This window comes from Lentzea sp. HUAS12, assembly GCF_024125735.1.
GTDB classification, from domain to species: Bacteria; Actinomycetota; Actinomycetes; order Mycobacteriales; family Pseudonocardiaceae; genus Lentzea; species Lentzea albida.
Genome location: NZ_CP099738.1, coordinates 6,923,075 through 6,938,039, shown reverse-complemented (window position 1 = coordinate 6,938,039; position 14,965 = coordinate 6,923,075). Strand labels below are relative to the sequence as shown.

The window sequence follows — 14,965 nt, the reverse complement described above, 5'->3', positions numbered from 1 at the left end:
GGCAAGTAACCTGTGAGCGTGACCGCACTCGCTCCGCTGTCGTCCGACGAAACGCAGCTCTGGCAGAGCCTCGGCCGGTTGGTGCACTCGTTGCCCCGCGCGCTGGAGGACGACATGTCCCGCACCGGCGTGACGATGACCGAGTTCGCCGTGCTGCTGCTGCTCAGCGAGGCGCCCGGCCGCCGGCTGCGGATGTCGGCGCTCGCCGCGCAGGCGGGGCTCACCGCGTCCCGGATCACCAGGGTCGTCGACGGGCTCGGCAAGCACGGTCTCGTGCAGAAGGAACGCCACGGTGAGGACGCGCGCGGCAACGACGCGATCCTGACCGACGAGGGGCTGCGGGTGATGCGCGCGGCCCAGCCCGCTCACCTCGCTAGCGCGCGCAACCGCGTGCTCGACAAGATCCCGGCCGAGCTGCTGCCGGACCTGGCGAGGACCATCACGGCCCTCGCCGACGCCTTGGCCTAACGCCCCGTCGCGATGCCCTCGGACTCGGCCCACTGCGTGAGGTCGTCCTTGCGCAGCGCCGCCGCCATCAGCTCGGGGAACTTGTCCGGCGTGCAGGCGAACGCGGGCGCACCCAGGGCGGAGAGCTTCGCGGCCAGTTCGTGGTCGTAGGCGGGTGTGCCGGAGTCGCTGAGCGCCAGCAGGTTCACGACCGTCACGCCGCTCGCGACCAGTTCGCGGACCCGGCGCTGCAGCTCGGTCTCCGAGCCGCCCTCGTACAGGTCGCTGATGATCACGACGACCGTGTCGGTGGGCCTGCGCACGAGCGTCTGCGCGTAGGCGACCGCGCGGTTGATGTCGGTGCCGCCGCCGAGCTGGGCGCTGAACAGCAGGTCGACCGGGTCGCTGAGCTGGTCGGTCAGGTCCGCGACCTCGGTGTCGAAGACGACGAGCTTCGTCGAGATCGACCGGATGCTCGCGAGCGCCGACCCCAGGACGGCCGCGTGCACCAGGGACTCCGCCATCGAACCCGACTGGTCGACCAGCAGGACCACGTCCCGCATCGCCGCGGCCCGGCTGCGCCTGCGGTGGCCGATCAGGTCCTCGACGATCACGGTCTTGTGCTGGGGCTGGTAGTTCTTGAGGTTCGCGCGGATCGTGGTCGCCCAGTCGACGTCGGGCAGTTGCGGGCGGCGGGTGCGCTTCGACCTGTCGACGGCGCCGCGGACGGCCTCGACCAACCGGTCCTGCAGGCGCCGCTCGATGTCCTCGACCACCTTGCGCACCACGGCTTTCGCGGTGTCGCGGGTGCGGGCGGGGATCGCCCTCGACAGTTGCAGCAGGGTGCTGACGAGGTTCACGTCCGGTTCGACCGACTGCAGCAGCTCGGGTTCGAGCAGCAACTGCTTCAGGCCGAGCTTCTCGACCGCGTCCCGTTGCATGACCTGCACGACGGACGTGGGGAAGTACTTGCGGACGTCGCCGAGCCAGCGGTGCAGCTGCGGGGAGCTCGCGCCGAGGCCGGCACCGCGGTCGCCACCGCCGCCGTAGAGGCCCGTGAGCGCGCCATCACGCCGTTGGTCGTCCTCGTCGAGATCGGACACGTCCTCCGCGCTCGGGCCCAGGAGCAGCCGCCAGCGCCGCAGTCGTTCATCGCTCATCGGAGAGCTGCCGCCACTTCTTCGGCCGCACGCACGACGTGAGGGCCGACGATGTCCGCGTCGAGCTTCTCCAGTGCCACCACACCAACGGACGCCCTGAGGCCCGGAACGCCGCGCACAGGTGCCGCGACGCCGTACGCGTTGGGTTGCAGCTCGCCGGCCGAGACGACCCACGCCTCGTTCGGGTGCGAGATGGCCCTGCCGGCCGCCCCGCGGTGCACCGGGTGGCGTGAACCCACCCGGTACGCCACGTGGAAAGCGGTCCACGACGGTTCGACGACGGCGACGGCCTGGGCCTCGCTGCCGTCCGCGACGGTGAGGTGCGCGGTGGCGCCGACCTTCTCCGCGAGCTCGCGCAGCGCCGGGTTGGCCGCCATGCGCAGCTGCGGCAGGACGTTGGAGGCGAGGCGCAGCACGCCCAGGCCCAGGCGGACCTTCGACCCCTCCCGGCGCACGAGACCGCGCGCCTGCAAGGGAACGAGAAGGCGGTACACCGCTGCCCTGGACGCGCCGATGGCCACGGCGAGCTCCGAGATCGACGGTGCCTCGGACTCCGCCTCAGCGACAGCCTGGAGGAGCGCCAGACCCCGTTCCAGGGTCAGCGAACTCTCCTTCGTCGCTCCGACCATCACGCACTCCGAACTGTGCCCACCACCTCGGCGAGACCGACCACGGAGCCGCCTTCACCGGGAGCCGTCGCGGTCAGCCTGACCGTGTCGCCGTCCTCCAGGAAGGACCTCGTGGAGCCGTCGTCGAGCTTGAACGGTTCCTTGCCGCCCCAGCTGAGTTCGAGGAACGAGCCGCGCTCGTCCTTCTCCGGTCCCGAGACCGTGCCGGAGGCGAACAGATCACCTGGGCGCACCGTAGCCCCGTTCACCGTCATGTGCGCCAGCTGTTGCACAAATGACCACGACATCTCCCGGAACGGAGGCCGCGCGACGATCGTGTCGTTCAGCTCCACCGTGATGGTGATGTCCAGGCCCCAGGGCTGGTCGCACGTCAGGTAGTCGTGCAGCTTGTTCGGCAGCGGCGGCGTCGGGACGCGTGCAACCGAGAACGCCTCCAGCGGCGTGATCCACGCGCCGATCGACGTCGCGAACGACTTGGCGAGGAACGGGCCGAGCGGCTGGTACTCCCACGCCTGGATGTCGCGCGCGGACCAGTCGTTGACCAGGGCGACGCCGAAGACGTGCTCGGCGGCCCTGCTCGTGGACACGTTCGCCGCCTGCGGACCGCCGCAGACGAACCCGACCTCGGCCTCGATGTCGAGGCGTTCGGACGGACCGAACTTCGGGCCCTCGCTGCCGCGCTTCTGGCCGTTCGGGCGGACGATCTCGGTGCCGGAGACGTACACCGTGCCCGCGCGGCCGTGGTAGCCGATCGGGAGGTGCGTCCAGTTCGGCGTGAGCGCGTCGCCGTCGGGGCGGAACATCCGGCCGACGTTCTCGGCGTGGTGCCTGCTCGAGTAGAAGTCCACGTAGTCGCCGACGGTGAACGGCAGCTTCGCGGTCTCGATGCCGACGAGCTCGGCGCCCTTGGGGGCGGAACTCGCCTGGACGATCTCCCGCAGCTTGGCCCGCAGCACGCTCCAGATCGGCCGGCCGGCCGCCAGCAGCGGGTCCAGCGAGTCGCCCTGGACGAACTCGCTGCACTTGCCCAGCGCGAGGCTCCCCAGGAGCAACGCCCGGTCGCCGACGCGGACGGCCACGCCCCCGTCGACGACGCCGTAGGGCAGGGTCTGCGGTCCGAACGGCTGGTCCTCGGTGAAGTTCGGGTCGCTGATCCAGCTCACAGCAGTCCAAGCCCCTCGAGGTCGGCGACAGGTTCGGAGAGCGAGCACGAGCCGTAGCTCGCGAACACGCCGCGGACGGCGTGCGCGGCCTGGTCGCTGAGCGCCTTGGCCTCGGCGGTGAGAGCCTCGGCGTCGGTGCTCGCGAGCGCCTCGCGGACGTCGCGGCCGCTCAGGGACCGCGCGGTGGCCACGAGGAGGTTCAGGAAGCCGTGGTGGGTGAAGCCCTGCTCGTCGGTGTAGCGGACGGCCTTGTGCAGGCCCGCCGTCGCCTTGAACGCGACGCCGCCGCCGCTGACGACGCTGAGGAAGTCGGCGACCTCCTCGACGCTCGGGAAGTTCTCCTGGGAGAGCCCGCCGCAGCGCAGCTTGGGCCAGCTGCCGTGCTCGATGACCCGGCGGACGCCGTCGAGCCACTCGGCTCCACCGCGGCGCGGTTCCACGACGCGGATGACGTCCTCGGGGACGAACTCCGACACGCGTTCGAGCCACACCTCGTCCACATCGGACGGTGCGGGCATCTCGACCATGCGCAGCGCCAGGAGCTCACTGCGGCTCTCGACGATGGACACGGCCTTGGGGACACCGCCGAGACCCGTGTCGATCACGAGGCTCAGGGCGATCGGCTTCGGTGGCTTGACCTTGATGAGTTCGGTGATCAGTTCGGCGAGACGGGAGGCCGGACACAGGAAGAGACCCATGACGCCGGACCACTCGCCGACTCGTCCGTCGAGGTGGCCGCGCACCGCGTCGGGCATCGACGCGCTCCCCGGAGGGAACAGCGCGGCATCGTCCACAAGCCTCGCGAGCAGGGGCGGAGTACCGCGCGGACCGGGCGCACGGAGTTCGACAGCGCTTGACACGGCTGACACGCTAGCCGTGTACCGCCAACTGAACAAAGATGTCCGATAGTCGAACGCCCTCGGAGACGTCATGGCCCACTACCGCCAGGTCGGGGAGATCCCCCGAAAGCGCCACACCCAGTTCCGCAAACCGGATGGTGGGCTCTACGCGGAAGAGCTCATGGGGGTCGAGGGCTTCTCGGCCGATTCGGCCCTGCTCTACCACCGGTACCTGCCGACCGCGATCGTCAACGCGGAGACCGTGAAGGACGAGCGCGGGACCGCCTCGCCGAACCTGCCGCTGAAGCCGAGGGCGTTCAAGACGCAGGACCTGACCTGGGCCTCCGACGAGGTCGACGCCGTGACCGGGCGCCGCAAGCTGTTCGCCAACCCGGACGTGACCATCGGTTTCGTGGTGGCGACCGTGCCGTCGCCGTTGTATCGCAACGCTTTCGGTGACGAGCTGCTGTACGTGCAGACCGGTTCCGGCGTGATCGAGACGATCTACGGGGCGCTGGAGGTGGCGGACGGCGACTACGTCGTGATCCCGACCTCGTGCACGTACCGGGTCGTGCCGTCGTCGCCGATGTCGCTGCTGGTGCTGGAGGCGACCGGGCACGTCGGGCCGCCCAAGCGCTACCTGTCGAAGGCAGGCCAGTTCCTGGAGCACTCGCCGTACTGCGAGCGCGACATCCGCGGTCCGGTGGAGCCGTTGCTGGTCGAGGGGACCGACGTCGACGTGCTCGTGCGGCACCGGGCGGGGCTCACGCGCTTCACCTACGCGAACCACCCGTTCGACGTAGTGGGCTGGGACGGCCACCTGTACCCGTGGGCGTTCAACATCCGCGACTTCGAGCCGATCACCGGCCGCGTGCACCAGCCGCCGCCCGTGCACCAGACGTTCGAGGGCCCGAACTTCGTCGTGTGCTCGTTCGTGCCGCGCAAGGTCGACTACCACCCGCTGGCCGTGCCGGTGCCGTACAACCACGCGAACGTCGACTCGGACGAGCTGATGTTCTACGTCGGCGGCAACTACGAGGCGCGCAAGGGCTCGGGCATCGGCATCGGTTCGCTGTCGCTGCACCCGTCCGGCTGCACGCACGGCCCGCAGCCGGGAGCGGTCGAGGCGTCGCTCGGCATCGACTACTTCGACGAGACCGCGGTCATGGTGGACACGTTCCGCCCCTTGGAGTTGGGCGAGGCCGCGGAGGCCTGTGAGGACCCGGCGTACGCGTGGACGTGGGCCCGTCGCGGTCCGGCCTGATTTTCTGTCGGAGGTCCTCGCTACTTTGGTCTCGTGAGGACACGAGCCGTTCCGACGCGCTGGCAGGGCCTGGGCAAGGCCCTGCCGGTGCTGTGGGGCCTCTACACGGGCTCCGGCTCCACGCCGTACCGCGTGTGCGTCGACCTGGCCGCGGGCTCGGCCAAGTGCACGTGCCCGTCCCGCAAGTTCCCCTGCAAGCACGCCGTGAGCCTGCAGGAGCTCGACCTCCCGGACGCCGCGCCGCCCGAGTGGGTCGAGGAGTGGACCCAGCGCCGGGCAGCGCGTGAGCTCGACTCGTCACCCGAAGCCGTCGCCCGCCGCCTGCGCGCCCGCGAGAAGACGGCGGCCAACCGCGCCTCGGCGATGTCCGCGGGCCTCGACGGCCTGCGCGACTGGCTGCTCGACGTGGCCTCGGCCGGCATCGCCTCCCTGCCGGGCCGCCCGGCGTCCTGGTGGCAGGCCTTCACCGCGCGCATGATCGACGCCCAGGTCCCCGGCGTCGCCGCCGCGGTGGCCGAGATCCAGGAGATCGTGGCGAGGTCGGGCCCGCGCTGGACCGCCGACGTGGCCGACCGCCTCGGTGGCCTGCACCTCCTGTGCTTCGTGCAACCGCGCTACCGCCTGGGCGTCACGATCCCGGAGGAGACGGTCCGCGCCACCCCGGGCATCTCCGACCGCTGGGTGGCCCTGCTGCGCCTGGAGACCGACGACGGCCGCGTCCGCACGGTCCGCCAGTGGTGCTGGGGCCGCCAGACCGGCCGCTGGGTCGTGGCCATCCGCCACTCCGCCGTCGGCGCCCCCGTCCCGCTCCTCCCGCACGGCCTGGAGTCCTCGGCCCTGGTCCACCCGTACCCCGCCTCGGACAGGGTCGCCCTGGGCGAGCTGGAGGGCTCGAAGGCCCCGGACCCGGTGCCCGCCCCGCCGTCGTGGCGTCTCGCCCTGGCAGCGCTGGAGCCGATGCTGGTGGCCGACCCGTGGCAGCGCCTCTTCCCCCTCGGCTGCGCCTCGGTCCGCCTGCACGGCGGCGCGTTGGTCGACGCCTCGGGTCACGGGCTGCCGGTGCGCGACGACACGGGGCTGGACATGGCGCTGGCGCTGACCGGCGGCGTGCCGTTCGACGCGTGGGGCCTGTGGGACGGCCATGCGCTGCGGCTGGGCGCGGTGTCGGTCGACGGCACCCTGGAGGTGGTCGCGTGAGTGCGCCGCGAGTCGTGCCACTTCGTCTCCACGACTTCCAGGAGGCGGCGTGAAGGCCGACTGGTCCCAGACCGTCCAGAACCTCCTCATCGGCACCACCAGAGGCGGTGGCGACCCCACAGCTCTGCTGTCGGACTGCGCCGCCCTGGGCGTGGCCGCGTTCGGCGCCACCCTCCCGCAGGAGGCGCAGGCCGACCCGCTGCCACCGGCCCCACCCGAGTCCGCCGAGTTCCCGAGACCGGCCGCCAAGGCCGTCCTCGAGGCGATCATGAGCCTCGACGACGAGGTCCTGCTCACCGAGTGGTGCGCCCTGGCCAAGGCCGGCAACGTCGTCGCCGAGCACCGCATGCTGCCCGCCCTGCTCGCCCTCGGCACCGCCCGGCCCGGACTCAGGGCGGCGGTCGTCGAGGTCCTCGGGACGCGGGGCCGCTGGCTCGCGAACACCCGCCCCGGCTGGTCCTGGGCCAGCGGCGCCACGCCGCTGGTGGACGAGGTGCCGCTCGAAGAGGTCCTCGACCTGCCCAGCGCCCAGCGCGTCCGCGCGTTGCGCCGCAAGCGCAAGGCCAATCCGATCGAGGTCGGGGCGTTCATCGCGCGCGAGTTCCAGGACTCGCGCCGGTCGGCCGACCGCCAGGTGCTGGTCAGCGCCCTCGAGACCGGCCTCAACCTGCAGGACGAACGGCTCCTGGAGTCGGCGCTCGACGACAAGGCGGCGGGTGTCCACGACGAGGCGCTGAGACTGCTCAGGCACCTCGGGCGCACGCGGCTCGCCGCCCGCGCGGCACACCGGTTGCGGCACGGGCTGCGGCTGACCGCGGACGGGCTCGACATCAGGCCGGACGAGCTGTGGACCGGGCCGGCCGACACCCCCGAACTGCGCGACCTCATGCGCGACGGGTCCGAGAAGGGCATCGCCGGGCGCATCCGGGCGGCGGCCGCGAGCGTGCCGCCGTCGTACTGGACCTCGACGCTCAAGGCCGACGACGAGAAGGCCGCCGGCATCCTCCGGCGGGGGCCGTGGGCCGCGGCGCTGCTGCGGGGTGTCGCCGACCAGCTCTCCGCGGCGAAGGACCCGCGCCCGTGGGCCGTCGCGGCCGCCGAGACGCTGACCGGCATGGAGCAGTTGGAGATGCTGGCGGCGCTGCCTTCGAAGGTCGCCGAGCTGGCGGTCGTGGCGGTGTCGAAGAACTGGCACTACGACCTCCTCGACCACGCGTGCGCCCAGCTGCCGGCGCCGTGGTCGCCCGAGACCACGCGCGCGCTGATGCACCGGTACGCCGCGTTGCCCGACCCGCGCTGGCGGGCGGGACGTCCGCCGTCCGTGCTGCTGGCGAGGGGTGACGCGGACCTGCTCGGGGAGAGCTGGGAGGCTCTGACCCGCCGCTGGCCGGAGAACTCGCTCGAGCTGGAGGTCCTCCGCCTCCGCATCCGCCTGCGCGAATCGTTCGCACCACCGCAACCGCCCCAGGAGGCACAGTGACCGCCGTGCTCAGGCCGACGGCCGAACAGCAGTACGCCGCCGAGCTTGAGGCCGTCGCGGCCCAGGACGACCGGCAGAGGCCGCCGAACTGGCGCCTGTCCCCTCAGGCCGTCGTCACCTACGTGCTGGGCGGCACGCTGCCCGACGGCACCGTGATCACGCCGAAGTACGTGGGCGCGCGCCGGCTCGTCGAGGTCGCGGTCGGCACCCTGGTGACGGACAGGGCGCTGTTGCTCGTCGGTGTGCCGGGCACGGCCAAGTCGTGGCTGTCGGAGCACCTCGCGGCGGCGATCAGCGGCGACTCGACGCTGGTGGTCCAGGGCACGGCCGGCACGAGCGAGGACCAGGTCCGCTACGGCTGGAACTACGCCCGCCTGATCGCCGAGGGCCCGAGCGAGAACGCGCTGGTGCCGAGCCCGGTCATGCGCGGCATGCAGCAGGGCGCGGTGGTGCGGGTCGAAGAACTGACGCGCATGCCGTCCGAGGTGCAGGACTCGTTCATCACGGTGCTGAGCGAGAAGTCGCTGCCGGTGCCGGAGCTCAACACGCAGGTCCAGGCAGTGCCGGGCTTCACCGTCATCGCCACGGCCAACGACCGCGACCGCGGCGTCAACCAGATGTCGTCGGCCCTCGCGCGGCGCTTCAACACCGTCGTGCTGCCGCCGCCCGCGACCGAGGACGCCGAGGTCGAGATCGTCATCACCCGCGCCCAGCAGCTCGGCAAGGCGTTGCAGCTGCCCGCCGAACCGCCCGCGCTCGACGAGGTCCGACGGGTCGTGCGGATCTTCCGCGAACTGCGCGGCGGTTCCACTGTGGACGGTCGCACGCAACTGAAGAAGCCGAGCGGCAGCCTGTCCACTGCGGAGGCGATCTCGGTCATCGCGAACGGCATGGCGCTCGCCGGCCACTTCGGCGACGGCACGCTCGGCGCCGACGAGCTCGCGAGCGGCCTGATCGGCTCGGTGATCAAGGACAGGGTGTCCGACGCGACGGTGTGGCAGGAGTACCTGGAGACGGTGCTGAAGGAGCGCTCCGAGTGGCGTGACCTCTACCGCGCCTGCCTGGACGCCAGCGGTGACTGAGCCGGTCCTGCTGGGCATCCGGCACCACGGGCCGGGCTCGGCCCGGATGGTCAAGCGGGCGCTGGAACAGGTCCGACCGGCGTTGATCCTCATCGAGGGGCCGCCGGAGGCCGACGCGCTGCTCGACCACGTCCACGCCCTCACACCGCCGGTCGCGATCCTGCTGCACGACGAGACCGAACCCGAGAACGCCGCCTTCTGGCCGTTCGCCGAGTTCTCCCCGGAGTGGCAGGCGCTCAGGTACGCCGACGAGAACGGCGCCACGGCACGGTTCTTCGACCTGCCGGCGGCGGCGTCGATCGGGGACGACGGCCCGAGCGGCACCGTCGACCCCATCGGCCTGCTGGCCGACGCCGCGGGCTTCGACGACCCGGAGCGCTGGTGGGAGGACGTCGTCGAGCACAGCGCGTCCGACCCGCTCGACCTCGCGGACGCCATCGCCGAGGCCATGGTCGCCGTGCGCAAGGAGTTCGAGCACGAAGTAGGCGAACGCACTCTGCGCAGAGAAGCGTTCATGCGCCAGACGATCCGCAAGGCGCGCAAGGAGACCGACGGTCCGATAGTCGTCGTCTGCGGCGCGTGGCACGTGCCGGCACTGCTCGCCAAACCGACGGTCGCCAGCGACACGGCTTTGTTGAAGGGCCTGCGGCGCCGCAAGATCTCCGGCACGTGGGTGCCGTGGAGCCACGGCCAGCTCGCGGCCGAGTCGGGCTACGGTGCCGGCGTCGACTCGCCGGGCTGGTACGCGCACCTCTGGCAGCACCAGGCCGACGTCGTCCCGCGCTGGTTCGCCAAGGCCGCGGCCGTGCTGCGCGAGGAGGACCTGCCTGCCTCGACCGCGAGCGCGGTGGAGGCCGTCCGCCTCGCGGAAACCCTTGCGGCCCTGCGAGAACGCCCGTCAGCGGGCTTGAGCGAGGTCAACGAGGCCGCGCTGGCCGTCCTCTGCGGCGGCGAGGAGATCCACCTCCGGCTCGTGCACCGCAAGCTCGTCGTGGGGGAGCGGCTCGGCGAGGTGGGGGAGGCCGTCCCGCGCTCCCCGCTGGCCGCGGACCTCCAGCGCCTGCAACGGAAGCTCCGCCTCCCCGCGGACGTCCAGCCGAAGCAGCTCAAACTGGACCTCCGCAAGGACAACGACCGAGAACGCTCGAAACTGCTGCAACGACTGGAAGTCCTCGGCGTCCCGTGGGGCAGGCAGGACCGGTCCAACTCCATCGGCACCTTCGCCGAGGTGTGGCAGCTGCGCTGGGACCCGGTCTTCGCCGTGTCCGTCGCCGTGGCCGCCCGCCACGGCACCACCGTCCACACGGCGGCCGAGACCGTCCTGGTCCAGGCCGCCGCGGACGCCCAGCGGGTCGCCGACGCCGCCGCGACCCTCACCAGGGCGGTCGGCTGCGAGCTGCCGAAGGCCGTCACCGCGGCCCGCAACGCCCTCGACCGCTGTGCCGCCATGGCCACCGACGCCCTCGAACTGCTCGCCGCCCTGCCCGACCTGGCGAGGACGGTCCGCTACGGCTCGGTCCGCGGCACCGACCCGGAACTGCTGCGCGTCGCCCTGCACGGCCTGCTCACCCGCGGCGCGGTCGGCCTCCCGCTGGCCTGCCGCAACGTCGACGACGACACCGCCGAACACGCGCTGCAGGTCGTCGACGGCGCCCACGAGGCCACCCGCCTGGCCGCCGACGACGACCACCAGAGGACGTGGTGGCGAGCCCTGCACGCCCTGGTCAAGGCGGAGGCGCACGGCCTCCCGACCGGCAGGGCGACCCGCCTGCTCTGGGAAGCGGGGGAGCTGACCAGCGACGACGTGGCCGCCCGCCTGCACAGGAGCGTCGCGACGGCGTTCGTGGCGGGCTTCCTGAGGGGCAGCGCGACGCTCCTGGCCGCCGACCCGCGCCTCTTCGGCCTCATCGACGAGTGGCTGAGCGGCCTGCGCGGCGAGGCGTTCGACGACGCCCTGCCCCTGCTCCGCCGTGCCGTCACGGACTTCACCCCGGCCGAACGACGCCTGCTCGGCGAACGGGTCGTCGCGGGCGAGACCCCGCAGCCCGCCGCCGGCGACGAGTGGGACCTGGAGATCGCCGAACGCCTCGCCGCGCACGTCCGCGGCCTGCTGGCGGGAGTTTCGAGGCCGTCGGATGCGGTGATCCCAGAGGCGTGAGCGCACCAGGAGAAGACCGCGTGACCGTGCCGGACGAAGAGCGCCCCGTCGAGCCGGTGGAGGACCGTGACGTCCTGCCGGACGGGGAGCGACCCGTGTCGGTGGACGAGGAGTCCGCCAGCGCCGTGGACGAGCAGCCCGGCGCGCCGGACGGGGCCACCGTGGGCGACGGTGGAGCCGTGCCAGGTGAGGACCGCGCCACGACGCGCGCAGGCGTGTCCCCGGCCGAGCGGTCCACCGAACCGCCCGGCGACCTCACGCCGCCCGACGAGGACCGCCTCGACGAGTCCCAGCAGCTCATCGACGAGGCGAAGAAGATCGCCCACGACCTCCGCGAAGAGGTCCCGGACACCGCGCCCGAGCCTCCGCGCGAAGAGGGCTCACCGGCGAACTGACGCGACCCGGCCCGCAGCCCACCGGGGGTTGCGGGCCGCGGTGCTCACCGGCCCATGCGCAGGATGAGCGCGACCGCCTCCTCCGAGCAGGCCCCCGGCGTCAGCACCTCCTGCAACAGCAGCCCCCGCATCGCCGCGACGGTCACCGTGGCCCTGGTCAGCGCCTCCGAGGCGTCGAGCCCCTCCCGCTCCGCCAGCGAGGCCAGCATCCCGGTCAGGTCGTCCAGCGAGTCGACGAACTCGCGGTAATCCTCCGGCCCGTACGCGGCCAGCCCCACGACGTGGAAGAAGCCGCGGATCCGCGACAGCCGCTCAGGACTGGAATACATCCGCCAGCTCGCCAGGACCAGGTCGTCGAACGTGCCCTGTTCGGCGGCCCGGAAGAGCCCCTCGTTGTCCCTGGCCCGCTGTGCCCTGAGCATCGCCACCAGGACGCCGGTCAGCGACCCGAAGTGGTAGCGCAGGAGCGCGTGACTGGTCTCAACTCGGACGGCGATCTCCCGGAGCGACGTCTCGGGGGTGGGCAGGTCCTCGTCGAACGCGTCGAGGAGCCGCGCCAGAAGACGTTCGCGGGCGTCACCGCTGTGTGCCGTGCTTGACAGGACCACGCCAGCAGTTTATCCATTGGAAGAGATTTATCCATTGGAAAAACCGGAGGGTCCGTGGAACGTTTCCAGGTGGTCGGCGCGACGGTCGTCGACGGGTCGGGGCGTGACCCGGCGGCACTCGCCGTCACGGTCGAGGACGGGCGCTTCGCCGACGTCGATGCCTCCAGCGCCGAACGCCTCGACGCCACAGGGCTGACGATGACGCCCGGCCTGATCGACGCCCACGTCCACCTGGGGCTGTCGAGTCCGATCGAGCCGCAGTTCTCGTTCCGGATCAGTGCCGCCGAGATCGCGGCGGACATCTTCGCCACGGCAGGCACGGCGCTCGACGCCGGGTTCACGACCGTCCGGGACACCGGCGGGATCGACGGCGGTGTGGTCACCGCGATCGCGAAGGGCAAGGTCAGGGGGCCGCGCGTGCTGTCGTGCGGGCCTGTCCAGTGCCAGACCGGCGGGCACGGCTACTACGGGGCCGAGTGGGAGCCCACCGAGCTGTGGAGCAGCCACCACGTGCCGGGCCTGGCCGCCCTGTCGATGATGGCGGGCAACGCGGACGAGCTGCGCCGCAACGTGCGCGAGGCGTTCCGCCGCGGAGCCACGTTCCTGAAGCTCTGCGTGACCGGCGGGGTGGTCTCCCACCACGACCGGCTCACCGACACGCAGTTCACCGTCGAGGAGATCGCCGTCGCCGTGCAGGAAGCCTCGGCGCGCGGCACCTACGTGACGGTGCACGCCCACAACAGCGAGGGCATCCGGAACGCGGTCGAGGCCGGTGCGCTCTGCGTCGAGCACGGCACCGACCTCGACGAACCCACGGCCGCGCTGATGGCCGAGCGCGGCGTCGCCCTCGTGCCGACGTTCGCCGTGGTCGAGCAACTGCTGCACGACACCGCCGGAACCGGCCTCGGCGAGGAGACCCGCGGGCGCGTGCTGGGCGTCCGCGAGCGGATGGCCACCGCACTGGCCGTCGCCAAGGTTGCGGGGGTGCGGATCGGGCTGGGGTCCGACCTCATCGGTCCTGCCCAGGCCCGTCGCGGCGAGGAGCTGCGGTTGCGCGCCGGACTCGAGTCGCCGATGGACGCCCTCGTGGCCGCCACGAAGACCAACGCCGAGATCCTCGGCCTCACCGACGTGGGCGTGATCGCTCCCGGCAGACAGGCGGACTTCGTGCTGTGGAACGGCAACCCGCTCGAAGACCCGGCCCTGTTCGCCGACCCCGCCAACGCCGTACTCGTCGTCCAAGCAGGACGTGTTGTGAAGGACCTCCGATGAGCGCCATGTGGCACGGCTGCCTGGCCGACACCGACTACTTCGAGATGCGGTCCACCCACGGCCACGACTACGGCGTCTGGGTCACCACGCCGCCGGGCTACGACCCCGCCACGGCGCCGGCGCCCGTCGTGTACGTGCTCGACGGCAACTGGACCGTGGGCCAGACGGCCCCGCTGATCGTCACCCAGCGGGACCCCCTGCAGCAGATCAAGCCGTACGTGCAGGTCAGCGTGGGGTACGCGGGTGAGGAGGCGGAGCACTGGGCACGCCTGCGCAACCGGGACCTCGTGCCGCCCGGCGAGCCCGTCGCCCCGGAGTTCCTCGACGCCGTGGAGACGGCGGTCCGGTCCGGGTCCATGACCCGCGACCAGGCCGACGCCTACCTCGCCGAGTTGGAGGACACGCGGGCAGACGCGTTCCTGAGCTTCATCACCGACGAACTGCACCCCAGGATCGAACGCGACCACGGCACGGCCGCGACCGGGCACGGCCTGTTCGGCTACTCCTACGGCGGACTCTTCGCCCTCTACGCCTGGCTGACCGGCACCACGCTCTTCGAGAGCATCGGCGCGGGCAGCCCCGGCGTCGCGAGCGAGGACAGCTCGGTCTTCGCCCGGCTCGAGGAACCGGGTGACCGGCCGGCGAGGCTCCACGTGACCGTCAACGACCGCGAGCTCTTCGGAGAGATGCCGATCTACCAGAACCTCGCGAAGAACGCGGCCACCGTCCTGCACCGGCTCACCTCCCGCGGTGCGACCGTCACGAGCGAGGTGCTGCGCGAGACGCACGTGACGGGCCTGCAGGCCTCGTTCCTGAGCTACCTCAGGACCTGCCGTGCCGTGTGACCGCTAGAGCGACCAGGGCGGCGTGATCGTCCGCCCGTCGGCCAGCGTGCCCCTGATGCCCACCGACGTGGCCACCAGCACCCGCGCCGGTCCGCCGGTCAGCGACAGCTCGGTGTCCGGCGGCACGACGATCGCGTCGCCGGCGCCGGCCGTCTGCCCCTGGATCGTCACCGAGCCGGACAGCACGTAGAACACCTCCTCCTTCGACGCGCGGTGCGGCGTGCCGTCGCCCCCTTCCGGCACGTCCACGGTCCACAACGCGATCTCCGCGCTGCCACGAGACGGCACGGCCAGGGAGCGGAACTCGAAACCACCGAACTCGTGCAGCTGGGCGGAATCCCCCGTGATCAGCAAGACGACCTCCAAAGTAGTCAACTGGGTTGTCTAACCTTAGAATAAGGTCAACCAGGTTGTCTACCTTGGAGT

At 71.9% G+C, this 14,965-nt stretch carries 15 protein-coding genes; 9 read left to right on the top strand and 6 right to left on the bottom strand.

Annotated features, from left to right (window positions below; all coding sequences use genetic code 11):
- Window positions 1–18: 18 nt before the first annotated feature.
- A complete protein-coding gene (locus ND450_RS31990) occupies window positions 19–468 on the top strand; it encodes a MarR family winged helix-turn-helix transcriptional regulator (protein WP_253322113.1) in 450 nt (149 codons plus the stop codon).
- On the opposite strand, the gene ND450_RS31985 is transcribed toward ND450_RS31990, so the two are convergent.
- The 4 genes from ND450_RS31985 to ND450_RS31970 are packed head-to-tail and all read right to left on the bottom strand — an operon-like array spanning window position 465 to window position 4,259.
- Complete coding sequence (locus tag ND450_RS31985; RefSeq protein ID WP_089907675.1) at window positions 465–1,607, bottom strand: VWA domain-containing protein; 1,143 nt, start codon at window positions 1,605–1,607, stop codon at window positions 465–467. The genes ND450_RS31990 and ND450_RS31985 overlap by 4 nt on opposite strands.
- The gene (locus ND450_RS31980; RefSeq protein WP_253322112.1) at window positions 1,604–2,236 is read right to left on the bottom strand and encodes an IclR family transcriptional regulator; all 633 of its coding nucleotides are present in this window, start codon (window positions 2,234–2,236) and stop codon (window positions 1,604–1,606) included. Before ND450_RS31980 ends, ND450_RS31985 begins: the two co-directional genes overlap by 4 nt.
- Window positions 2,236–3,399, bottom strand: a complete 1,164-nt coding sequence (locus ND450_RS31975) for a fumarylacetoacetate hydrolase family protein (RefSeq protein ID WP_253322111.1) — start codon at window positions 3,397–3,399, stop codon at window positions 2,236–2,238. Before ND450_RS31975 ends, ND450_RS31980 begins: the two co-directional genes overlap by 1 nt.
- Window positions 3,396–4,259 (bottom strand): hypothetical protein, encoded by an 864-nt coding sequence (locus ND450_RS31970; RefSeq protein WP_089907684.1) that lies wholly within the window; start codon window positions 4,257–4,259, stop codon window positions 3,396–3,398. Before ND450_RS31970 ends, ND450_RS31975 begins: the two co-directional genes overlap by 4 nt.
- 70 nt (window positions 4,260–4,329) lie before the next feature.
- On the opposite strand from ND450_RS31970, the gene ND450_RS31965 reads away from it, so the two are divergent.
- From ND450_RS31965 to ND450_RS31940, 6 genes are read left to right on the top strand one after another with little or no spacing between them, the layout of a single operon-like run.
- The gene (locus ND450_RS31965) at window positions 4,330–5,502 is read left to right on the top strand and encodes a homogentisate 1,2-dioxygenase (RefSeq protein ID WP_089907686.1); all 1,173 of its coding nucleotides are present in this window, start codon (window positions 4,330–4,332) and stop codon (window positions 5,500–5,502) included.
- A 33-nt stretch (window positions 5,503–5,535) separates the two neighbouring features.
- The gene (locus ND450_RS31960; RefSeq protein ID WP_253322110.1) at window positions 5,536–6,699 is read left to right on the top strand and encodes an SWIM zinc finger family protein; all 1,164 of its coding nucleotides are present in this window, start codon (window positions 5,536–5,538) and stop codon (window positions 6,697–6,699) included.
- Window positions 6,700–6,748: 49 nt separating this feature from the next.
- Entirely contained in the window at window positions 6,749–8,179 is a 1,431-nt protein-coding gene (locus ND450_RS31955; protein WP_253322109.1) for a DUF5691 domain-containing protein, read from the top strand.
- Entirely contained in the window at window positions 8,176–9,261 is a 1,086-nt protein-coding gene (locus tag ND450_RS31950) for an AAA family ATPase (RefSeq protein ID WP_253322108.1), read from the top strand. The genes ND450_RS31955 and ND450_RS31950 overlap by 4 nt, the downstream gene beginning before the upstream one ends.
- The gene (locus ND450_RS31945; protein WP_253322107.1) at window positions 9,254–11,419 is read left to right on the top strand and encodes a DUF5682 family protein; all 2,166 of its coding nucleotides are present in this window, start codon (window positions 9,254–9,256) and stop codon (window positions 11,417–11,419) included. The genes ND450_RS31950 and ND450_RS31945 overlap by 8 nt, the downstream gene beginning before the upstream one ends.
- 20 nt (window positions 11,420–11,439) lie before the next feature.
- Entirely contained in the window at window positions 11,440–11,814 is a 375-nt protein-coding gene (locus tag ND450_RS31940) for a hypothetical protein (RefSeq protein ID WP_253322106.1), read from the top strand.
- Between the two features lie 44 nt (window positions 11,815–11,858).
- Here ND450_RS31940 and ND450_RS31935 read toward each other — a convergent pair whose 3' ends face one another.
- A complete protein-coding gene (locus ND450_RS31935; RefSeq protein WP_253322105.1) occupies window positions 11,859–12,422 on the bottom strand; it encodes a TetR/AcrR family transcriptional regulator in 564 nt (187 codons plus the stop codon).
- Window positions 12,423–12,476: 54 nt separating this feature from the next.
- Here ND450_RS31935 and ND450_RS31930 point away from each other — a divergent pair, with 54 nt between their 5' ends.
- On the top strand, window positions 12,477–13,694 hold the full coding sequence (locus tag ND450_RS31930; RefSeq protein WP_253322104.1) for an amidohydrolase family protein: 1,218 nt from the start codon (window positions 12,477–12,479) through the stop codon (window positions 13,692–13,694).
- Entirely contained in the window at window positions 13,691–14,539 is an 849-nt protein-coding gene (locus ND450_RS31925) for an alpha/beta hydrolase (protein ID WP_253322103.1), read from the top strand. The genes ND450_RS31930 and ND450_RS31925 overlap by 4 nt, the downstream gene beginning before the upstream one ends.
- A gap of 3 nt (window positions 14,540–14,542) precedes the next feature.
- Here ND450_RS31925 and ND450_RS31920 read toward each other — a convergent pair whose 3' ends face one another.
- A complete protein-coding gene (locus ND450_RS31920) occupies window positions 14,543–14,914 on the bottom strand; it encodes a cupin domain-containing protein (RefSeq protein WP_253322102.1) in 372 nt (123 codons plus the stop codon).
- Between the last annotated feature and the right edge of the window lie 51 nt (window positions 14,915–14,965).